The sequence below is a fragment of the Streptomyces sp. NPDC044064 genome (genome assembly GCF_056434245.1).
Genome location: NZ_JBWKFN010000038.1, coordinates 25,522 through 47,235 on the forward strand (window position 1 = coordinate 25,522; position 21,714 = coordinate 47,235).

The 21,714-nt window shown below is 67.6% G+C and carries 14 protein-coding genes, 1 tRNA gene and 5 pseudogenes; 6 read left to right on the top strand and 14 right to left on the bottom strand.

The genetic code is table 11. The features are described 5' to 3' along the window. Positions 1-40: 40 nt before the first annotated feature. Positions 41-260: pseudogene (locus AC07DS_RS40330) on the top strand (hypothetical protein); the annotation flags it as partial. Between the two features lie 48 nt (positions 261-308). Further along, positions 309-461 (top strand): annotated as a pseudogene (locus AC07DS_RS40335) (oxidoreductase); the annotation flags it as partial. A 123-nt stretch (positions 462-584) separates the two neighbouring features. Here AC07DS_RS40335 and AC07DS_RS40340 read toward each other — a convergent pair. Then, positions 585-3,518, bottom strand: coding sequence for an AfsR/SARP family transcriptional regulator (locus AC07DS_RS40340; protein ID WP_479153745.1), 2,934 nt, complete (start codon positions 3,516-3,518; stop codon positions 585-587). A gap of 405 nt (positions 3,519-3,923) precedes the next feature. Here AC07DS_RS40340 and AC07DS_RS40345 point away from each other — a divergent pair, with 405 nt between their 5' ends. Together AC07DS_RS40345 and AC07DS_RS40350 are read left to right on the top strand one after the other, a co-directional pair. Continuing rightward, positions 3,924-4,439: a hypothetical protein gene (locus AC07DS_RS40345; RefSeq protein ID WP_479153746.1), complete on the top strand. Its 516-nt coding sequence runs from the start codon at positions 3,924-3,926 to the stop codon at positions 4,437-4,439. Between the two features lie 1,212 nt (positions 4,440-5,651). Beyond that, entirely contained in the window at positions 5,652-6,452 is an 801-nt protein-coding gene (locus tag AC07DS_RS40350) for an N-acetylmuramoyl-L-alanine amidase (RefSeq protein ID WP_479153747.1), read from the top strand. Positions 6,453-6,708: 256 nt separating this feature from the next. Here the strand turns inward: AC07DS_RS40350 and AC07DS_RS40355 are convergent, their stop codons facing one another. After that, positions 6,709-7,881: a PLL family lectin gene (locus tag AC07DS_RS40355; RefSeq protein ID WP_479153748.1), complete on the bottom strand. Its 1,173-nt coding sequence runs from the start codon at positions 7,879-7,881 to the stop codon at positions 6,709-6,711. A 317-nt stretch (positions 7,882-8,198) separates the two neighbouring features. Continuing rightward, positions 8,199-8,642, bottom strand: coding sequence for a DUF8189 domain-containing protein (locus tag AC07DS_RS40360; protein WP_479153749.1), 444 nt, complete (start codon positions 8,640-8,642; stop codon positions 8,199-8,201). Positions 8,643-9,587: 945 nt separating this feature from the next. Here AC07DS_RS40360 and AC07DS_RS40365 point away from each other — a divergent pair. Beyond that, a protein-coding gene (locus tag AC07DS_RS40365) for an IS5 family transposase (RefSeq protein WP_479153750.1) occupies positions 9,588-10,461 on the top strand; the annotation gives its coding sequence in 2 pieces (ribosomal slippage) (positions 9,588-10,267 and positions 10,266-10,461; 876 coding nt in all). 152 nt (positions 10,462-10,613) lie between these two features. Here AC07DS_RS40365 and AC07DS_RS40370 read toward each other — a convergent pair. The 9 genes and pseudogenes from AC07DS_RS40370 to AC07DS_RS40410 form a co-directional block, all read right to left on the bottom strand. Then, on the bottom strand, positions 10,614-11,321 hold the full coding sequence (locus AC07DS_RS40370) for an HAD family hydrolase (RefSeq protein WP_479153751.1): 708 nt from the start codon (positions 11,319-11,321) through the stop codon (positions 10,614-10,616). Between the two features lie 145 nt (positions 11,322-11,466). Beyond that, entirely contained in the window at positions 11,467-11,661 is a 195-nt protein-coding gene (locus tag AC07DS_RS40375) for a hypothetical protein (protein ID WP_479153752.1), read from the bottom strand. A gap of 254 nt (positions 11,662-11,915) precedes the next feature. Continuing rightward, a complete protein-coding gene (locus tag AC07DS_RS40380; protein WP_479153753.1) occupies positions 11,916-12,287 on the bottom strand; it encodes an aldo/keto reductase in 372 nt (123 codons plus the stop codon). Between the two features lie 53 nt (positions 12,288-12,340). After that, positions 12,341-12,520 (bottom strand): annotated as a pseudogene (locus AC07DS_RS40385) (hypothetical protein); the annotation flags it as partial. 105 nt (positions 12,521-12,625) lie between these two features. After that, positions 12,626-12,699, bottom strand: a tRNA-Met gene (locus tag AC07DS_RS40390). A gap of 288 nt (positions 12,700-12,987) precedes the next feature. Then, positions 12,988-13,281: a hypothetical protein gene (locus tag AC07DS_RS40395; protein ID WP_479153754.1), complete on the bottom strand. Its 294-nt coding sequence runs from the start codon at positions 13,279-13,281 to the stop codon at positions 12,988-12,990. 321 nt (positions 13,282-13,602) lie between these two features. Next, complete coding sequence (locus tag AC07DS_RS40400) at positions 13,603-17,757, bottom strand: nSTAND1 domain-containing NTPase (RefSeq protein ID WP_479153755.1); 4,155 nt, start codon at positions 17,755-17,757, stop codon at positions 13,603-13,605. A gap of 4 nt (positions 17,758-17,761) precedes the next feature. Beyond that, positions 17,762-18,109, bottom strand: a complete 348-nt coding sequence (locus AC07DS_RS40405) for a CU044_2847 family protein (RefSeq protein ID WP_479153805.1) — start codon at positions 18,107-18,109, stop codon at positions 17,762-17,764. A gap of 515 nt (positions 18,110-18,624) precedes the next feature. After that, positions 18,625-18,855, bottom strand: a pseudogene (locus tag AC07DS_RS40410) (Tn3 family transposase); the annotation flags it as partial. A 95-nt stretch (positions 18,856-18,950) separates the two neighbouring features. Between AC07DS_RS40410 and AC07DS_RS40415 the strand changes: the two are divergent. Then, positions 18,951-19,780 (top strand): annotated as a pseudogene (locus tag AC07DS_RS40415) (IS5 family transposase). 846 nt (positions 19,781-20,626) lie between these two features. Here the strand turns inward: AC07DS_RS40415 and AC07DS_RS40420 are convergent. Continuing rightward, a complete protein-coding gene (locus AC07DS_RS40420; RefSeq protein ID WP_479153756.1) occupies positions 20,627-20,830 on the bottom strand; it encodes a hypothetical protein in 204 nt (67 codons plus the stop codon). A 156-nt stretch (positions 20,831-20,986) separates the two neighbouring features. Then, a complete protein-coding gene (locus AC07DS_RS40425) occupies positions 20,987-21,652 on the bottom strand; it encodes a nitroreductase (RefSeq protein WP_479153806.1) in 666 nt (221 codons plus the stop codon). Positions 21,653-21,714: the final 62 nt, after the last annotated feature.

Consider the following 21,714-nt stretch of genomic DNA (forward strand, 5'->3'; position numbering starts at 1 on the left):
TGCGCAGGGGTGGAGTTACCGATATGTCGGACCGGTCGAGCTGAGGGCTGCGGTCCGGCCTGGCAGAGGCGGCTGCCGGATCAGTTCGGCGGCTGACTTCGGCGGCTGGATCGCTGAGAGATCAGCGGCGGAGCTGGCCGAACCGTTCACCTTCGTGGTCGGAACGGACGGTGCGCTTCGGCTGGCGCCGCGCCGAAGCGAGCGCGTGGCCTGTGCCGGCGGAGCTTTTGGTTCTGAGTGCTGGCGAGATCGGCTTCGTGGTGGACTTCCTCTCGCTCGTCGGCGTGTTCGGTAACAGTCCCGCAGTGCGAGGGGCAGAGGCTATGCAGACCTACCGCGCCGTGGCGCTGCCCGCCTCCGCCATCGCGGAGACCATCGCCTTCGCCGTTTCCAGGCCCTCGCAGGTCGACGTCAACGAAAGTGTTCTCCGTCCCGCCGCAGGCGTCCGATGGCGACCTTGATCCCGTGGGGGCTGCCGAACGGTTGGCAGAGCTCGAAGCTGATGGTGCAGCGCATCCCGGCCCGACGGGGCCTTCGAAGCTCTCGGGCAGCGCACGCGGGACGGCACGGCGAACCCGGCCGGGTCATGGTGACGATGGTGGCGTTGCAGCTTTCGTCTGGCGCATGTCACCGATCGTCTGCCATAACCGCTGCGCCCGCTCGTGGTGCCGGCGCGCCAGGTGGTGGACGCCGGCGGCGGCGTCCAGGTCGCCGATCAGCTGCCAGCACGCGGCCTCGTCCTGGCGGTCGCCGTGCCGGTGGAACAGGTCCGCCGCGCGTTCCAACGCCGGACTCGCCTGGTTTCGGTCGTCCTGACCGGCGTAGACGCGGCCGACTTCCAGCAGCGTGTACGCGGCGCACCGCTCGTCGGCCAGTTCCTCGAAGGTGGCCAATGCCTGCCGCAGGCAGCGCAGCGCCTCGTCCGGATCACCGCGTTGATCGTGCAGGCGGCTGAACCGCCGCAGCACGACTGCCACTCGATGCCCGTCGTCGAGGGCCCTGGCCTGGCGCAAAGCCTCGGCGAACCAGAACTCCGCCTCGTCGAGTTCGCCGTGCATGAGCCGCATCACGGCCATCGAACAGGACAGCTGCGCTTCGAGGTGCCGGTCGCCCTCACCGACGGCGATGGCCAGGGCCTGCTCGACACGATCGGTGGCTTCGTCGTAACGGCCCTGCACCCGGCTGACCGTGCCCAGCATCGCCACCGACAACGCCTCTCCGCGCTTGTCCCCGCCCTCCTGGCACAGCTCGACGGAGGACTGCAGAGCACGGGTTGCCCCGTCGAACTCGTCTCGGTAGATGTGCAGCTGGCCAAGCCCGCGCAGCAGCACCGATGCGCCACGCCGGTTGCCGGCGGCCTCGGCTGCCTCCAACGCGAGCCGGTGCCCGTGCTCCCAGTCCTGATACAGGCACCGGTGGTCGTAGTAGGTCACCGTGCCGGCCGTCAGCTCCCAGGCCAGCTCGTGCAGTTGCCAGTCCACGGCCAATTTCACCGCGCCGAGCAGGGTGTCGCGTTCCACGTCGAACCAGCCGACCGGGTCGGCCATCAGCCGGTCCACGACCGCGTCGGGCAGCGACAGGCGGGGCGCCGAACCGGGCTCACCGGCCAGCAGCCCGGCCGGCAGCCGATCGGTGGCGCGCCCGGCCAGATCGAGCCAGGCGGACAGCACCCGGACCATGGCGTCCCTCTTGTCCGCCGCCGGCAGCTGGGCGGCGATCTCCACGGCACAGGTCCTGATCAGGTCGTGCAGGCGGTAGCGCGGCTGGCCGATGGCGTCGGTGGCGGTGAGCCGCACCAGACTGGCGTCGACGAGGGTGTCCAGCACCTCCTCGGCGTCCGAGCGGTCCAGCAGGGGGCCGAACACCCAGCCGGGCAGGGTGTAGGGGCCGAGCAGACCCAGCAGGCTCAGCGCGCGCACCGCGTCGGCCGGCAGCAGCCGCACGCTCAGTTCGATGCTGGCTCGCACGCTGAGATCCCCGATCCTCAGCTCGGCCAGCCGCCGGGACTCGTCCTCGATCCGCTCCCGCAGCACCTGCAGGGTCCAGGCCGGGCGGCCGGTGAGCTTGGCGCTGGCGATCCGGATTGCCAGCGGCAGGTTGCCGCAGCAGTCGAGGATCGCGTCGGCCTCCGCCGGTTCCTGCTCGACCCGCCGCCGCCCGACGATGCCGGTGAACAACTCCCGCGCCTCTGCCGGGCTCAGCACGTCCAGGTCGATGTGCCGGGCGCCGGGAAGTTGCGTCAGCAGAGTGCGGCTGGTGATCAACACGGCACAGCCGTCGGCCCCCGGCAGCAACGGCAGCACCTGATCGGCCTGACCGGCATCGTCCAGCACCACCAGCATCCGGCGGTCCGCCAGCAACGACCGGTAGAGCGCCGCCCGTTCCGACAGGCCGTTCGGGATCGCGCTGCCGGCGACCGAGAGTGCACGCAGCGCCTCGGCCAGCATCAGCGCCGCATCCCGCGGCTCGTCCGACGTCCCGGCGAGGTTGAGGTAGAGCTGGCCGTCGGGGAAGGCGGCGCGCGCCAGCCGCGCGGCGTGCGTCACCAGACAGGACTTGCCGACACCGGGACCGCCCACGATGACGGCCACCGGGGCCCGGTTCGGCGCCGACGGGTCGAGTAATCGGGCGACCTCGGCCAGCGCATCCGCGCGGCCCACGAAGTCAGGTACATCGAGGGGTAGTTGACGCACCGGCATAGCCATGTCCGGTTCGGTGGCCGCCGCGCCAGAACTTTCCGGTCGTGTGTCCGAGGTGCCACTTGCCGGGGCAGAGGCCGCCAGGGTGGGATCGGCGACCAGGATGCGCCGATGCAGCGCCTGGATCGACGGGGTGGGGTCGACGCCGAGTTCGCCTGCCAGTGCCTGGCGCAGCTGCTCGTACACCTGTAGCGCCTCGCCCTGCCGCTGGCACCGGTAGAGGGCGACCATCAGGTGCTCGGCGACGTGCTCGTCGTACGGGTGCTCGCGTCGCAGGGTGGTCAACTCCTCGATGACCTCACGATGACGCCCCAGGTCGAGTTCGACGCTCAGACACAGTTTGTGCGTGGCAGCGCGCTTCTCGTTCAGCCGCGCCGCATCGAACTCCAGGACCCGGCTGGAGATGTCGACCAAGGCGTCCCCGCGCCAGCAGGCCAGCGCGCGCCGCAGCGCGACAACTGTCTCGAACGGGGCCTTGTGCCGTTCGGCGAGGTACCGCTCGTGGTCGAACTCCAGTAGGTCGAGCTGATCCTGGGCCAGGTGAATCTGGTAGCCGCCGCGCCGCGTGCTGATCAAAGAGCCGGGTGCTCCGCATGCGGCAAGGTTGCGGCGCAGCCCGGAGAGCGCGTCCTGGACCTGACGGACCGCGGTGGCAGGTGCTTTCTCATCCCACATCACGGCGACCAGCCGTTCCATGGCAACAACGTTGTTGGCGTCGACCAAGAGCGCGGCCAGCATCTTGGCCTGTCGCGGTCCGTCGAGCCGGACGTCGCGCCCGGTGATCTGGGCATGTAACGGCCCCAGCACGGCAAATCTCATGTTCCCCCCGGCACTTCGCGCTCAGCGCGGATTCCCTGGCTGACCTGGCACTAGGACGAACCTAGGACGGCCGACGGACCCGTGTCCATAGCGTCACCGTGGGTCACTCAGCCATTCCCGCGCAACGAAAGGCGCAGCAATGAAACGTCCGGTCAAGGCAGCAGTGGCGGTCGCGACGACGGCCGTCGCCACTGTCACCCCTACCGGAGTGGCCCAGACCCATGACTGACCGATGGGTCAGTAGAACCGCAGCTTCTCACCGGCCAAGCGGCCACGCGAGCCGAGGCAGCACGGTCGATCCGAGCCGAAGTCCGTCACCGACGCAGGAACGCGCCGGATGAGGAACGAGGCTCACGCTCACTGGTCTCGCGAACTACGCGAAAGCGTCGACACTGGAAGGCACCTATGAGTTTCAAGAAGGCACTCACCGTCGCGGCAGCCGTTGCGGCCTCCCTGGCCGGCAGCCTCCTCACGGCGTCCGGCGCCCATGCCGCCACCGCGTCGTCCAGCACCCACGCCGTCTCCCCGGCGTACAGCGCCTACGCGTGCCGGTCGTGGACCACGCACAACTACGCGTACATCACCAACAACATCTCGATCGACTCCTGCTACTGGGTCGAGAACAACGGCTACACCATCTCCGCCACGATCCCGTTCCAGAACTACTCCGGCACGGGCGTGGTGTACTGCGCGCACGCGATCAACGTCAACACCGGTGGCTGGGCGCACGACTTCGGCTGCGGGTCCGGAGTCTCCACCGGGCAGGGCACCACGATCGCGGGAACCGGTGGAGGGGCGCCCGGGTACAGCGAATACTGGAATGCACCGGCGGGCACCTACGTGGTCTCCACCGGGTTCTGGCTGAACGGCCACTACTACGGCGACGTGCAGAGCCCGAGGACCACCATCGGAGCGCACTAGCCCCACCAGGGCCGAGCGGCCGCCGCCCCGAGGCACAAGGTGGCGGCCGCCCGCCCGTTCCAGGGCCCTGGCCTGAAGACGCCTTCCCAGCACGGCTGCCGAGGCGATCGGCGAGAACCTCCACAAAGGGCTGACGCCCCGCCCCCTACACCCTGGCAGCTTCTTGTCGTCCATGAAGCGCGTGGCCAGGCCCTGACAGCCGCTCGGCTCCCGGACCGCTCAACGCACAGCGACTCACTGCGAGGGGCCGTGGAACCCCACAAGTTCGTGGAGCTGGCCGGCGCCCAGTTTCACCATCCCAACCGCCGTTTCGTCCAAACGCACGTGCAGTGCCGCCTTGGTGACGGTGATAGAGCCGGCCGGGTGACTTGCAGGTATAGCCGCGCATGTTCGTACGGCGGTTGCGGGACGGCTCGGCCATGGGTGGGGATCTCAGGCTCGGACGCTGCACTGGAGACCGCCCATGGAGGCTGCCCTCAACCTCGGGGAGACCATCGTCGCAGGCGCGGTGGTGGGTGGGGGGGCGCAGCTCTGATGGGGCTGGTGATCACAATTGTCTTCACGTCCCGGTGAGAGCAGACGCAGCGACGACTCGAGCGCGATCTGGCGACCGCGGCTGAGTTGTACCGGCGCTATGGCGAGTTGTTCGCCGCATGGAAGCCATGGAACTGCCAGGCGCAGAGAGGATGTCGAAGCCAACCTGCGTCCGGCCAGGTCCCACCCGCCGGGCGAGCAGCGATGGCCTGAACTTTTGTATGCGGCGTCGCGGGCTGAAGGCGGGTTCGAGCCACTGCTGATCCGGATCACTCAGGAGCGCGACCTCTGCGGCCGCCAGTGTCCTGTCTCGCCCAATTGAGTCGCTTTCTCAACGAACCGAGCAGTTCGGGCTTCCGTCTCAGCGAACCCAGTCGCACCGTTGAGGGTGCCGGCGGTGCTGGATGGTTGTACCGGCTGGGGCGGATCACGCAAGGACGTGCTTTGAGTGGTGGTCTCACGTGGATCCGGTACACGGGCGGCGTCGGCCTCCGCTGCGGGACTGTGTGACGGGCCTGGCTCCATCCACCCGAATGCGGTCCGTGTCGTCCACAGAGTCCGCGGCCAGAGCATGCAGATTCTGAGCTGCACCCCGCTGGACGCTCGGAGCGAGCCGTCCCGCCCTTGTACGCTCCGGCGCCGTCCCGGCCGGAGCCTCGGTCATGCCCTGGAGAACCTATGTCACGGATGCCCGGCGCTGCCTGGCGGCCCGTCGTCAACGCCCACAAGAACGGTGTCCTCGAACATCGAGGCCTGGTCCTGCACGTCCAGGATGGCACCAACAGTCCCTACGGTTACTTCAACAATCCCGCCAAGCAGGTCAGCTCCGACTTCTGGGTCAGTACCATGGGCCGGATCGAGCAGTACGTCGAGACCGGCGTCGACTACGCCTTCGCGCAGCATCTGGGCAACCCGTACTACGCCAGCGTGGAGACCGAAGGCCACCCGGACACCCCGCTCACCGCCGCCCAGGTGGAGGGGGTGGCACACATCTACGCCTGGGGGAACTCCACCTTCGGCTGGCCGCTGCACGTCGTGGACAGCACGACCCAGCCCGGCCTGACCTGGCACGGTGTGGGCGGCGACGCCTGGGGCGGGCACCCGCACTGCCCCGGCGACAAGCGCAAAGCACAGCGCGGCCGGATCATCGCCCGCGCGACGGAGATCCTGGCGCTCGAAACAGACAGAGAGCCCAGCATCGACCTCCGGCGCCTCATCACCCTGACCAGTTCTGACCCGGGTGCCGCGCAAGACCACCCGACCTACCCCGACGGCGTCCGCCTCGTCGAGGGAGCGCTGCACGCCGAGGGTCTGCTCGACAACATCAACAACGACGGCGACTTCGAGTTCCTCACCATCACGGCGTACGCGGCGTGGCAGCGGCGCCTCGGCTACGAAGGCGCCGCGGCGGACGGCGTCCCCGATCAGCCATCCCTGATCAAGCTCGGCCGACGGCACGGCTTCACGGTCATCGCCTGACCGATTAGATCGACATCGGCAGGCTTACCGACGCGCCACGAGTGGTTCACAGCGGACTGATTTCCACGCAGGTCAGTGTCCTTTGACAACCAAGTTGGTCCGGTGCGAGGCCCTGGCCTGGGGCGGCTAGGTTGGACGTCAAGGTCAGACCTGGTCTGTCGCCTCCGTGATGTGATGCCAGTCCTGGGCGATCACCCAGGACTGGCACCCGTCGGAAACGCTAGTACGGTCTCAGCGTCGGTCTGCGAGCTCACCTTCAACGATCCTGGTCCGCCTTGAAGCAGAATTCGTGGATGTGGTTGTCGGTGCCGCGGTAGAGCACGTGCAGCGTCTTGTCGACGTCCCAGGCGTAGACGGCAGGGTCACCAGCCGCACTCGGCGATGCACCGGCGCCGGACAAATCGTTGTGGTGCCACTGGCCGTCGAACACGAGGTCGTGGATGTGGTTGTCGGTGCCGCGGTAGAGCACGTGCAGCGTCTTGTCGACGTCCCAGGCGTAGACGGCAGGGTTACCAGCCGCACTCGGCGATGCACCGGCGCCGGACAAATCGTTGTGGTGCCACTGGCCGTCGAAGGCGAGGTCGTGGAGGTGACCGTCGCTGTCGCGGTAGACGACGTGCTGTTCTCCCTTGTCTCTCAGGGCGGTGCCGACAGGGTTGCCGATTGCGGCCGGTGGGTTACCGGTGGCCGCAGCGGTGATGTCCTCGTACTGGTTGCCGAAGTGGCTGTGGAGCGAAAGAAGGTAGACATGGCCGTCAATGCCACGATAGGCCACGTTCATGCCGTTGACCTGCGCCCAGTAGTAGGCGGAGGTCGTGCCGCCGGCTGCCTTCGGAGGACCCGGCGGATCGAAGGTCGTGGTGAGATCTGGATCGGCCGACAGTTCGTGGATGCGGCTGTCGGTGCCGCGGTAGAGCACAAAGGGTTCGTCCCTCACTGGGGGGCGGTAGATGGTGAGGGGGTCGTCCGCCGGGTTAGGGCGGTTACCTTGTGTCGTACTCGTGAGATCGGTGTGACGCCAGGCGCCGTTGAACGACAGTTCGTGAATGTGATTGTCCGTACCGCGGTAGACCACACACGCCGCGGCTGTCGTGCCGAATCCCGTTGCCAGGCCAACGGGGTCGCCTGCCGGGTTCGGGGGGTTACCTTGTGCGGTGCTCGTGAGATCGGTGTGACGCCAGGCGCCGTTGAACGACAGTTCGTGAATGTGACTGTCCGTGCCGCGGTAGACCACACGCCTGGTCTTGTCGGCGTCGGTGGTGTATTCGGCGGGATCACCTGCCGACGGTGGTGTATCGCTGACTCTCGTAAGGTCGGTGTAATGCCAAGTCATGTCGCTTTCTCCCTGCCTTGAGATGCCGATGGCCGGGCCGCCCCAGCGGTTGTCCCAGCGGGGGCATGAAGGTGAAGCTCGGCGCAGGACTTCCATGTTGCGGAAGTCCTCGGGTCCCGTGCTGTCGGGACTATGAGGGCGTTGGATGGCTGAAAGCAGCAGGCCAGCGGCATCGCCGGAGGGCGAGGGCGCCGCGCGACCGCTGCAGGTCGTGGCTCCGGCTGTGCCTTGCTGAGCTCGTCGTGGGTGTCCGGCGGGATCGTCGTTGTCGGGTGTCCGGCGAAGTGCCTCTGGAGGTCGTCGTGGGAGGCGGTGCTGCCCGGCTCGGTGATCCGGCGCAGCACCGTCCAGGCCACGGGTACGAGTGTGACCTGGATGGCGGCTGCGGTCGGGTGACGCCGTGCGCCCAGGGGTCAGGCGGGCGGGCCGTCGAAGGAGGACCAGTCAGTCCAGGCGGCGTCGGGGTTGGTGCTCACCTTCCATGCGGACACCGAACCGGTGTCGGTGCCGACCACGATCTGCGGACGGCCGTCCGTCAGGGTGGCCACGCCCACGCTGCGGGCCGATCCCGGTAGGTTGTTGAACTTCGTCCAGTCGGCCCAGGCGGCGCTCGCGTCGGTGGTCACCTTCCAGGTGGTCCACAGTTCACCGCCGTCGGTCACGGCGAATATCTGCGGGCGTTCGTCCGTGAGCGGGGCCGCGGCGAGCGACACCACGTGGCCGTGCATGAAATCGAAGGGCTGCCAGCCGGTCCAGGCGGCGCTCGGGAGCTCGCTCACCTTCCATCGGGTGAACAGCCCGTGGTTGCTTCCCGCGAACATCTGCGGGCGGCCGTCTGTGAGTCGTGCTGACGTCATGCTTCGAACGGACATGTGAATCTGTCTCCTCTCCAACGCCCAGGCGGGCGTTAACGCCCCCACACCCCTCCCTCCGTTCAAGCGTTCGAGCAGCCCTCGCGGTTCCGCAAGCCGGGGGCTTGGGTTAATCGACCATGCGGGTGAAGGACGCCCGGCGAGGGATGCATCGCGAAGCTCATAGGAACGCGAGTGCCCGCAGTGCTCTCGCCGAGGCGGTCGCCGATTGGCAACGGGTCCGGAACCGGGCAATTTCAACGAGGATGCCGGGGTGGCAGGCCCAGCTCATCCTTGGTGGCGCCATCTGCCCGGCGCTGCGGCTGGCGGTCGTCGATGACGTGGATCCTGGATCCCTCCCTGACGGGACGCCAAGACCACATCCGCGCGGCTGGAGCCGCCGAGGTGGACCACGACCCGGGTCAGGCGGTCAACCCTGGCTCGGCCCGTCTCCCGTAGGGATGGGCCTGCAGATCGCTGTGGCCGCTGGCGTGTTGATGGTGCTGGCAGGAAACACGTGGGCTGTCGCTGTGCCGGCTGCTGGTGGCGCCTTCGCTGGCACCGTTGCATTCGCCCGGTTCCTGATCGGTTGAACCGGCACCGGTGATGTCAGAGAGGAGAGCGGCAAGTACCGGGCCAGGGTCGCTGTCCGCAATGCGCGCCGCCAGTTCTCCACCTGGGTCGGCGAGCGCGGCCGCCTGCCCGGCGCCCGCATCACCCTCACCGACGAGGAGACCGGCACCGTGTTGATGACCTGGCCGACCGAGTCGTAACTCTCAGACAGCCCGAGGTCATGGCCCACCGTCTCTCCCCGAACCGCGAGTGCGCCCACCGTGAGGTAGACCGCCGCTGCCCCTGCTGCCGACAGCCGGGCGTCCGTGCGTCCCCACGCCTATGCCGTACTGGGCAGTGTGTCGAAAGTGGATCTTGGGTTGCGAATGATCACGGCTCATGGGTCGGGGAGATGTCACGGACGAGCAGCGGGCGGCGCTACAGCCGTTGTTGCCGAAGGGGGCCAGGACGGGGCGGCCGCCCGTCTGGCCTCGGCGGCAGTTGATCCACGGCATACGGTTCCGGGTCCGGACCGGTGTTCCGTGGCGGGACGTCCCCGTCGCGTACGGACCGTGGAGCCGTGTCTACGACCTGTTCCGGAGCTGGCAGCGGAACGGCACCTGGCAGTGGATCCTCACTCAGCTCCAGTCGCTGGCCGACGCGAAGGGTGCTATCACGTGGGACCTGAGCGTCGACTCCACGGTCGGCCGCGCCCATCAGCACGCAACTGGGGCCTGCAAGCAGCGTGATCTGCAGAAGGAACCACCGGGCGGCATCTTCATGGAGCCCCGTGATCATGGGCTGGGCAGATCGCGCGGTGGGTTCACCACCAAGCTTCACCTGGCAGTTGAGCAGGGTCAGAAGCCCATATCGATCGTGGTGACGGCGGGGCAGCGTGGAGACTCGCCGCAGTTCGAACCCGTGCTGGAGAAGGTCCGCGTGCCTCGCATCGGGCCGGGCCGACCACGGGTCCGCCCGGATCGGGTGCGTGCTGATAAGGCGTACACCTCCCGAAGTAACCGCGTCTACCTGCGCCGCCGCGGGATACGCTGCACCATTCCGGACAAGGCCGACCAAGCGCAACCGCCCAAAGCTCGGCTCCCGCGGCGGCCGGCCGCCGCATTTCGACTCGGCTGACTACCGGGAGCGGTACGCGGTCGAGTGCGGGATCAACCGTCTCAAGAGGCATCGCGCTGTCGCCATGCACTACGACAAGTTGGCGGTCCGCTACGAGGCGACCGTCCTCATCGCGGCCATCAATGAGTGGTTGTGATCAGCACCGCGCAACAGAGCTTAGTTCCCGGATCGCCCCGGCCCTGCGCGCCTCCTTCGTGGCCAATTCCGTCTGCCCACGCTGATCACCCCGCCGACCGACGATCGGCGGACCTCTCACCTCTCGCCGGCAGTCCACTCGGTCTGGTCGTGTCAAAGGAGTCGGAGTACTTCGGCCAGTGCACTGGGACGCTGGTCCACGGGTAGAGGATCAACCAGGTGGACCCGACACCCCAGCGCGCCGGCGCCGGCATCCGTAACGCGGTCGTCTCCCACCATGAGCGCGTCGCCGGGCGCGACTTTGAGCTTGTCGCACGCCATCTGGAAGATCCGGGGATCGGGCTTTTCCACCCCGCACTCAAAGGAGAGGAAGTAGGCGTCCACGAGGTCATCGATACCGTGGTCGCGGAAGACGGGGCGCATGTCCCAGCCGATATTGCTCACGACAGCGACCGGGATGCCTCGCCCACGCAGGGCATGGAGGGTTTCCTCGGTGTCGCGATACGGCTGCCATGCCCCGGACACTTGAGACCGGTCATACAGAGCCTGAGCCAGGTCAGGCAACGGCAGCATGGCTTCCCGGGTGAGGGCCGTGAAAGCGGCCCGGTGCCGTTCGGCAGTCAGATCACGCTCCCGCCACAGTGCCTCCAGATGGGGCGGCACTCGGCGTGGAGGCACCCCTCCTGGCTGAGCCCCGACCTCTTCCAGCCGGCCGGCGCACGCATCGAGTTCTTCGCCGGGCATAACCAGACCGGCACTCGCGGTCACCGCGTCCAGCCACTGCGCGGCCGATTCGATCCGGAAGAGGGTTCCGGAGAAGTCGAACATCACACCTTTGATCATGCCGCCGATCTTGACCATGCCGACGAGGCAGCGGCAAGCCTCAGATCGATCAAGATCTCCAACCCAAACGATCCAGACGACCGGATTCTCTCGCAAAATGTGGTTCGCGGGGTGACGGAATGTGCTCGGCCCTCTTGAGCCTCGGGAGAGGGAGTCATTGCCGTCAGGTGAAGTCGAAGGGGCCGATCACCGCAACGCCAATGCCCATCAGGCTGACAAAGCCGCCACCGAACGCGCCGGCAGTGGCAAGGGCGGGGGCGCTGAGCATGCCGACGACAAGGGCGGCGGTGCCTCCGAAGATGATGGAGAGCAGGCTGCAGATGGCATACGCGATGAGCCTCTTCTGATTCGCGCTCATCGTGGCTCCTTCCCCGCGGGAGAGGGGGAGCGTGCGGGCTCGGCCGGGAATCCGGTCATGGCACTGACCTTCCGCTGGGGGCATACGAAGTGGTCAGCGACGTGGGTCGCTCGTCCTTCTACCGCCGGGGTGTATGGCCAGGGCCCCACGTAGCGGCATCAACAGGATAGAAGGTTCAATACGGGCAAAACTCTGTTAGATTCTGACAAGCTCTATGCGCAGTGAATCGTCGGAGTGCGCAGTTGCGGCAGGCATCAGGCCGGACCGCCTTGGACGGCCGCGACGATCTCGTTGAGATGGCCGGGCTTGCTGGTACTGGGGATGGGCGCGATGTGGGGCCCGTAGTTGAGGAGCCAGTTCAGCGGTTCCTGTGGCCCGTGCCCTCGGGCCAGTACGCCGGCATCGAGCGGCCGGTAGGCCACGTAGGGGATGTCGAGTTCCCGGCAGAACTCCACGGTGGGGTCGTAGCGGTCGTGGGTGTTGAGGACGTTCTGTACCGCGGCGACGGGCTGATGCTTGACGACCAGGCGGAGGTCTTCGGGCGTGACCTTCGACAGGCCGATGTGCCCGATCTTCCCCTCCTGCTGCATGGCCTGCAGGACGGCGATCTGGTCGTCGAGCGCCACTTCGGGTCGATGCGGTGCAGGTAGCACAGCTCCAGGCGTTCCATCCGCAGGCGGCGAATGCTCGCCTCGACGCAGGCGCGAAGGTAGAACGGGTTGCCCAGCGGCCTCCACTGTCCCGGCGCGGGACGGACCAAGCCGACCTTCGTGGCGATCAGTACGTGTTCCGGGTACGGGTACAGGGCGTCCCCCCAGGGGGCACCGTCGGGCTCGTTCCGGGACTCGTAGGCGTCCATGACCACCCGGCCGGCCGCGGGATCCTCGCCCACCCCGTAGGCCCAGGGCCCCACATGCCTCCGGCTCCCCTCGACGTTGGTGTCGAGGGGAGCCGGTGTCGTTAGTAGCGGGGACAGGATTTGAACCTGCGACCTCTGGGTTATGAGCCCAGCGAGCTACCGAGCTGCTCCACCCCGCGTCGATACGCCCAGCTTACGGCATACGCGTGAGCAGACGGCCACCACCCTCGCTTTGTACGCGAGAACGGGAGGCGTCTGTCGGCGGCCTCGGGAGTCGCTGCGTAGCCTCGTCGCTTGATCAATGCCGATGAGTTCGGGAGCCACTCACGGCCCGGTGGACGGTTGGAAGCCCAGCCATCGGCGAATTTCCCCTCAGTTGCCTCCGTTGCCGTTCCTCCTCAGCGGTGCGGTCGCCGAGTACGACTTGGCCGATGTGCGGAGCGATGGCGGGGAGGACGGTGCTGCTGTCAGAGCAGCTTCTGCGGTGCCTGGAACTGGTCGACGGGCGCGATGTTGCACGCGGCCTTGGGCCCGCCGAGCGCGTGCCCCCCGATGCCCTCGCCCTCAGGCAGCGGTACCGCGCAGCGGAGGTCGGCGTTGACGAACGGAGCGTCATGGCTGTTGAGGACGCCGCTTGGGCCGCCTGCGGTGACGGTGTCACCGTTGCCGGTTCCGAAGCCTGTGGCCGATGCGGGTGCGGCGACGGCCATCGTGGCGGCAATCGTGAAAGCCGCGCCGGCCAGAACCTTCGTGATGTTCATCTTCTTCATGATCAGTTCAACGCCACGCTTTGGTTGCAGTTACGTGTGCTGGAGCGGCCGTCATCGGCGAGCGCCGCCAGGGCGGTCGCAACGGGGAGGCGGCGGGGTGCCTCCCGAGGTCCGCGAGAGCTCTGTAGATGCTGGCCACGGAGAGACTGTTCCACTTGCGTTTGCCGGTGGGGATGATCAGGTCGGACTGGATCTGCTCGACGGATTCCCGAGCACCCGGCGCCGCAGCACGGTGTGGAGCATGTCCTCGGTGATAACCGGTGGCCGGCCACCGTGCCTAACCAAGCGCCCGCCCTTCCATACCTTGACGTATCAGCCTGATGGGCAGACTTGCCCATCAGGCTGTCCGGACAGGTAGGACACCTGTTCGTCTGAGGTCAGATCGCGATGGACGGCCTGGCAGATCTTCCGGATCGCTGCATCGGGCTCGGGAAGGACCGCGTTCCACAGCCGCACGGTGGTGTCCCCGCTGCCGCTGGCGAGGGTGTGTCTGTCGGGACTGAACGCCAGCGACGTCACCGCGTTGGTATGACCGGTGAGGGTGGCGCGGGTCTTTCCAGTGTGTACGTCCCACAGTCGAACCGTGAAGTCGTCGCTGCCGGAGGCGACGGTCCGCCCGTCGCGGCTGAAGGCCACGGAATAGACCTTGCCGGTGTGACCCGTCAGGGGAGCTCTTGCCTTGCCGGTGGCGACGTTCCACAGCCGTACTGTCCTGTCGGTGCTGCCGGTGGCGAGGGTGCTCCCGTCGGGACTGAACGCCAGGGACCGGACGCTGTCGGTGTGGCCGGTCAGTGGGGCCCGGGCCTTTCTGGTGGCGACGTCCCACAGCCACACCGTCTTGTCATCGGCGGCGGCGGCGATGGTATGGCCGTCGGGGCTGAATGCCACGGACCACAAACCGCTGGTGGCCTCCGGCAGAGTGGCACGGAGCCTTCCGGTGGCTGCGTCCCACAGTCGCACCTTCTTGTCTCCGCCGGCGGTGGCGAGGGTGTTCCCGTCAGGACTGAACGCCACGGACAGAACTGCGTTGGGGTGACCGGTGAGTTTGGCCCGCATTTCCCCTGTGGTCAGGTCCCACAGCCGTGCCGTGTTGTCGATGCTGCCGCTGGCGAGGGTGCGCTTGTCGCGGCTGAACGCCACGGATGTCACCTCGTCGGTGTGACCGGTCAGTGGGGCCCGGGGTTTCCCGGTGTCCAGGTCCCACAGCCGTACGGTCTTGTCGGTGCTGCCGGTGGCGAGCGTGTCCCCATCGGGACTGAACGCCACGGACTTGGGGATGTCACGGTCACTGTGACCGCTGAGGGGGGCGCGGGCAGATCCGCTGGTCAGGTCCCACAACCGCGCCGTCGCGTCCGCGCTGCTGGTGGCGAGGGTGCTCCCGTCGGGACTGAACGCCACGGATGTCACCTCGTCGGTGTGCCCGCTGAGAACGGCTCGGGCCTTCCCCGTGTTCACATCCCACAGCCGTGCTGTCTTGTCCTCACCGGCGGTGGCGAGGGTGCTGCCGTCGGGGCTGAAGGCCACCGAGAACACACGTTGAAGGTGGTCGGTCAGTGTGCTGCGGGGTTTCTTGGTGGTCAGGTCCCACAGTTTCACGGTGTAGTCGTGGCTGCTGGTGGCGAGGGTTTTGCCGTCGGGGCTGAAGGCAACATCGAAAACGGGCGCGGTGTGGCCGGTGAGCGCGGCGAGGCCTTCCCCCGAGTTCACGTCCCACAAATGCACCGTCGCGTCGGCGCTGCCGGCGGCGAAGGCGCTTCCGTCGGGGCTGAAAGCCACCGACGTCACGGTGTAGTCGGCGCTGACGGGGAGGGTGGAGACACCTTCTTCCTTGGTCACGTCCCAGAACCGCACGGTCGCGTCGTCGCTGCCGGTGGCGAGGGTGCTGCCGTCGGGGCTGAAGGCCACCGATGTCACGGCTTTGGTGTGGCCGGTGAGGGTGGCACGGAATTCCTCTGTGGCCATGTCCCAGAGCCGCACCGTCTTGTCGTCGCTGCCGGTGGCGAGGGTGCGTCCGTCGGGGCTGAACGCCAAGGACGAGACCCTGTCGTTGTGGCCGGGCAGTGTGGCGCGGAGTTTCCGGGTGGACAGGTTCCACAGCCGGACCATTGTGTCTTGGCCAGCGGTGGCGAGGGTGTGCCCGTCGGGGCTGAATGCCGCCGCCGCGACCTCACCTGTATGGCCCGACAGGCGCTGCTTCAATGGCAGGGCTGCCGCGTTTTCCAGGCTGGCGAGGGCTTCGGAAGTGGGGCTGGCGCGGTAGGCCCGGATGGCGAGCAGCGAGGCGAGGTCGGGGTTCGTGTCGATGAGGGTGCCGGACTGGGTGGCGAGCTGTCGGGACAGGGCTGCCTGTCGCTCGTCGACGGCTGCCCGCCACTGCAAAAATGCGCCTGCCGCGGCGAGGAGCGTGAGGACGAGGAGGGACGCGAGGATGGCGTTGAGGCGCCTGCTGCGTCGGATGGCGGCCTGCTGCCGCTGCTCGCTGGCCTTGAGGAAGGCTTTGATGTCGCCTGGCAGGCGCCATTCGCGTGACCAGTCGAGCCCTGCGGCGAGTGCTGCTCCGCTCAGGAGCTCTCCCGGGTCGGATGTCGCCGCCCAGAGGGCTCGCCGCTCACGGATCCGGTTGAACCATTCATGGAAGAGACGGTCCTGGGCGACCCATTCGCGCAGAGTGCCCCACTCACGGATGAGTGCGTCGTGGACCAGTTCGGCCACCGGCTCGCCCGGAGGGGCATCAGGCCCTTCAGGAGAGTGCAGTTGGGTGGTGATGATGCGATGGAGGGTCAGGACGCCGATGACGTCGTCGACGTGCCCGTCGGCTGCATCGTCGGGGTCGGCCGCCAGGTCGCGCAGTTCATCGAGGGGCAGCTGGGCACGTACGGCGGGTACGTTGCGGCTGGGATCGTCAGGATGCACCAAAGAGGTCAGGATGCGCCGCGCGATCGGGTGTTGCTCGGGAGGCAGCCGGTTCAGGGCGCTATCACACCACGTGGTCAGGCTTCCGCTCACCGCTCCGATGCGCCGGTAGGCCTCGTGCGTGAGGTATCCGTCCTGGCGCCGCGACCACAGCTGGCTGAGCGTGAGTTCCAGCAGCGGCAATACGGTGACGGGTGCTTGGCGGGCCGCGGCCGCTTCGGGGGTGACGGCCAGGACATCCGTGACGATCTGTTCCGCCAGACCTGGTTGGAAACGAAGTCCCACGTCCTGGGCGGGAAGGGTGATGATGTCGTACAGGTCCTGCTGGCTCAGGGTGCCCGGGACATTCAAGAGACCTGGCATTGCGGTTTCCAGCAGCTTGGGTACCCGGGCCGCCAGCTGGGGGTAGAAGTCGTCCCGCATGATCAGGATGACGCTCAGCCCGACCGCGGTGGCGACGGCCGCGGTGATCTGTTCCACGGCCGAAAGGCCGTCCTGCCGTTGGCCATGGCAGGGCTGGGTGAACAGCTCTTCGAACTGATCGACGACCAGGAGAACGCGCTCGTAATCATTCTCCGCCGAGAGCCTGCGGCTGACAGCCGCAGCGATGCCCTGCGTGATTGCCCCGGGGAGTCCGGCGCGCTCGATCTCCGCCAACAGGTTCTGCCGAGGCCGGGCGATGACGGGCAGCCAGCGGTCGCTGCCGGGCAGCTCACCAGCGGCCAGCGCCTGCAGGACACCGGCCTGGACCAGGGACGACTTGCCCGAGCCGGAGGGGCCGAGCAGCAGTGTCAGCCGCCGTTGCCCGGCCAGGTTCGCAACCACCTGCCGCACCGCGTCTTTTCGGCCTTGGAACCATCGGGCATGTTCTGCGGTGAAGGGCTCCAGTTCCCGATAGGGGCACACCTCTTGCACCGCGAGTTCCGGCACGATCTCCCGCAACGTCTGCGTGGCAGTGACGTAGGCGACCCCTTGCCCCCGTTGGTAGCCGTCGGGGGCAGTGATTTCCGTGAGCATGCCGATGACCAGACCGGTTTCCTCGTCCAGGACCGGCGCGCCGCTGAAGCCGGTGGTGAGATCGTTAGCATCGGTCAACTGCAGGTGGGTGCCCCGCTGGGGGGAGGGCGGTAGCAGATCCCCGGCTTCACCGAAGCCGAGGTGCCCCGTCTGCGGGGCCTGTGCGGGGAACCCGTACGAGCGCACCTTGTGGCCGCTGCAACCGGCCGCAGAGCCCAGCGGCAGCGGCCTCAGATCGGGCGGGGTGTTGCTCAGGCGGACGACCGCCACATCCTCGTCCTCCGAGGCACGCCACAACGCTTTCAGGACAAGCCCGTTTACCCGGGGGCCACCATCCAGGTGGGGGAAGCGCAGCTGTACCTCTGTACCGGGCCCCCCTCCGGCAAGCTCGACGACGTGGGCGCAGGTGACCAGCAGTCCGTCGGCCACCGGGAAGCCGGCCCCGGCGACCTTTCCGTCCGGTCCGAGGACCTGTGCTACGGCAGCGGGTAGGCCCCCCGCCATGCCCCCGTCGGGTGTCTTCGAGGTGTCGGCCATCGGATCAGCCTGCGCCTGTGTCTGGATGAGGAGGACGACCCGTGTCATCCTTCATCTTCCACGACATGATCACTTTGAGGTGGCAACTCGCTTGGCTCTTGGTGATCACTGCCCCGGCCGCGGCGGCGAGGTCGACACCGAACTCGACCGCGATCTCATCGGGCCGGGCCTTGCGCAGTTCGTCGAGTGTGACGCGAGCCGCCTCCGTGACCGGCGCAAGTGCTTCTTGCAGCGTCCTGGGCAGCTCTCCAATGGCCTCGCCGAGGCGGCTGGCCTTCACTGGTCCCTCCAGCACACCTGCTGGTTCCTCGACCAGAATGCAGCCCCCGCCATCGAGCGGAAGTCGGGTCACCGGTGCCAAGACGGCCTCCTTCTGGGTGCTGCGATGCTGCATTCGTTCCCGCATGCCGACAGGCGGTGAGTACACGGTCCCGTTCTGCGCAGGCACCCTGTACAGCGTCGTCAACAGCCGACGCCGCCGCATCCTCGGGTAGGCCGCATGCGTGAGCGGGTCCGCCAGTTCGGTGGACGACGCGCCGTGTCAGGGCGTGGGACCGCCCGCCCGTACCCATGTACGGCCCGCCGTCAAAGTACGCCGCCGACAGCCCCAGTGACGCGGCGGCGAGGTTGTCGCGGAGGTGACCGATCGAGGACGTACCCCGGGGATGGGAACCATCGTGGAGGCTTCCGGAAGGGGTTCGTAGACGCCATCGCGGCGTCTACGGCTCCCCGCTGTACGCGCCGCCGAGGCAGCGCTCCTGACCGCCGAGCACGGTGGTCAGGAGATCGTACGCACCGTCCGCCCACGAATCCCCGGTGGCCGCGGCCAGTACAGACTGTCTGGCCCGGCCGTCCTCTCAGCCCCTGCTACTCCTGCGGGCTCTTGGCTTCGGCCGGGTCCCGCAGGGGCCGGCGGCCGGGTTCCTGGGGGCGGAAGAAGGCGTAGCGGCCGAGGAAGTTGATGTGGTCGAACTGGAGAGGTGAGAGACGGGTGAGGAGTTCGTCGGTGACGGGGAAGCCGTCGGCGGCGAGCTGCTTGGCCGCACGGTCGAGGTAGACGCTGTTCCACAGGACCACGGCGTTCAGGGCGAGTCCGCGGGCGTCGAGCTGGTCTTATCCGAACTAGAGCGTGTCTCTTTGATCGGATGGTCAGTTGATCGGACGTGTCCGTCCGATTAGTGATCACTGATGCGATGTGGAACCGGATCGAGCCGCTGATGCCGGCCGATCCGGTCCGTGGTCGGCGGAGGGCCGACCACCGCCGAACCTTGGAGGCCATCGCGTGGAAGTACCGCACTTGCTCACCCTGGCGGGATCTGCCGGACGAGCTCGGTTCCTTCCAGACCGCCCACAAACGGCTGATCAGGTGGGCCGTGGACGGCACCTGGGAACGGATCCTTGCCGCGGTGCTGGCAGCGGCCGAGGGCGCTGACGACATCGGCTGGACCGTGTCGGTGGACTCCACCGTCTGCCGGGCCCATCAGCACGCCGCCGGAGCCAGGAAAAGGGGGCACCGGACCGGGCCGAGCCCGGCGACCACGCGCTGGGACGCTCCCGCGGTGGCCTGACTACGAAGGTCCACCTCGCCAGCGACAGCCGTGAACGGCCCCTGGCCCTTCGCGTCACCGCAGGCCAGGCGGGTGATGCACCGGCCTTCGAGACCGTCATGGCCGCCATCCGTGTTCCGCGAAGCGGACCCGGAAGACTGAGGACCCGACCTGATGCCGTCCTGGCGGACCGCGCGTATTCATCCCGCGCGATCCGTAACCACCTCCGCCGACGCGGGATCCGCGCAGTCATTCCTCAGCCGTCCGACCAGGTAGGCCACCAGCTGCGGCGAGGCCGCGAGGGAGGCCGACCACCAGCCTTCGACGCCGAGGCGTACAAGCAGCGCAATGCCGTCTAACGGTGCATCAACCGGCTGAAGCAATGGCGCGGCCTGGCCATGCGAACGGACAAGCTCGCCATCGCCTACCAGGCCGCACTCCACCTCGCCGCCATCCTCATCTGGGCTCGGAGGTAGCCTGCCCCATGGCCTTCACCTGCTGGAAGGCTCCTCAGTCTTTGAAAGAGCAAGCTTCTGTTGGACAGTGCGCCCGTAGCGGTCACAGAACCTGACTGGCTCGAAGCCGCCCAGGACGCGGCTGGTGTCCTTGAGGCTGCCGGTGCCCGCACGACAGTGCTCTGTGACTGGTGCGACCGCACCATCACGCAGGAGACGGGCCCGCTTGACCCAACCCCGTGCAGCGGGCCGTGGCCTCCCGAGACCTGTCGGGCGAGTTGTCCGCCTACAACCGACTGGGTACGGCCGCTGCTGTCGGATCCACGGCGGCCGGATCTGAGAGACACTCCGTAGGCGTCACGTGGGGGGACGCGCGCTGCGAGCTCGGCGGCGAAGTGACGGGCTTGAGCTCCCCGGTCGTGATCCATCGCGCCGAAGTGCTGCAGGACGTCAAGCAGCTGGTGCGCCGCGCTGAGCGTGAACAGCGCCAGGCGCGGCTCGTACAGCTCGGGCGTACCAGCCGTGGGATCAAGAAGGTTGTCCATGCCCAGCGCAACGGACACCGACCGCGCGGGTTACGGCCGCCGGGCAGGCCTGAACAGGGGCTTTACCTCACGCACGGCCAGCGCAGGGTGCTCCCTGCTCGTTGGGCCGTGGCGCGGCGGTGAAGACGGCGTGGGGGAGCGCACACCGGCAACACGCTCACCTCCAGGCCCCGAACTGGACTCCATTATCAGGCCGATCACGGAGCCCCTGGAGGTCGGAGGGATCCCGGCTCGGTGAGAGTGCGATGACCGCTGGAGGCCGCTCTCGTCCGGCCTCGTTCGTCGCTGTTGATGTCGGGCATCAGCTGGTGCCTTGACAGGCTCAGGGAGAGTCAACGACTGCGATTCCTTCGGCAAACATTCTCTCGACCACGAGGTCCGCCAGGTCGTCATCACAGATGACCTCAGCTATCGGCGGATCACCCTTCAGGATCGGCAAGTAGCCTGCGTCGGTTCGGAGAAGCTGCCACTGATCGCGTTCAGTGGTCCACATCCGCTCGTACTCGGATAGTTCTCGATCGCTCATGAACACCCCTGGGTGACAGGCTAGCGCGCGGTGGGTGAAGCGCAGCCTGGCTATTGGAGCAACTCGGCCTGGAGCGTCTTGCCTCCAGTGCATAAGTCGGAAGAGGCGCCGAAGGAGGACAAGGAAGCGCTACGAACAAGCCGGAGCGCGCTGATCCTATTCTTCAACGAACGTGACGGTCTCGCCGAGCGGCGCACGGCCCGTACGCCTGTAGCCCACCGTGACGTCCTCGAACCCGATGGACATGCCGCAGAAGAGGATGAGTTCGTCCGGGGGTGCCAGGATCTCCGCGACGGTCTTGCGATACACCGACCACGCCATCTGCGGGCAACTGTGCAGTCCTTCGGAGCGGAGCAGCAGCATGACGGTCTGCAGATACATGCCGCAGTCGGACCATTGGGGTCGGCCCATGTCGCGGTCGATGTAGCAGAACAGGGCGGCGGGTGCGCCGAAACAGTCCCAGTTGGCGGAGGCGGCCCGCTGGCGCGCCTCCCAGTCCTCGCGCTCGATGCCGAGTGCGCTGTAGCGCTCATGGCCGAAGGCGGACCTGCGCTCGTGGTACGGGGACTTCAGTGCGGCCGGGTACATCTCGTATTCCCGCTCGTCCCAGGGGTCTCCTTCGGCCACGCGCTCGCCAGCGCGCCTCTTGAGCTCGGCCAGCGGTCGGCCGGTCAGCACGTAGGCACGCCACGGCTGGAGGTTCGATCCGGACGGCGCCCAGGCCGCAGCGGAGAGAACGCGCTCCAGGACAGCCCTCGGGACTTCCCGGTCGGTGAACCCGCGGACCGCTCGTCGGCTCGTGACCGCCTCATAGACGTCCAGGATTCATTCACCTCCCTCATCTGCTCCGTGTGACCACTCGTGGACAGGCCTGGGAACAAGTG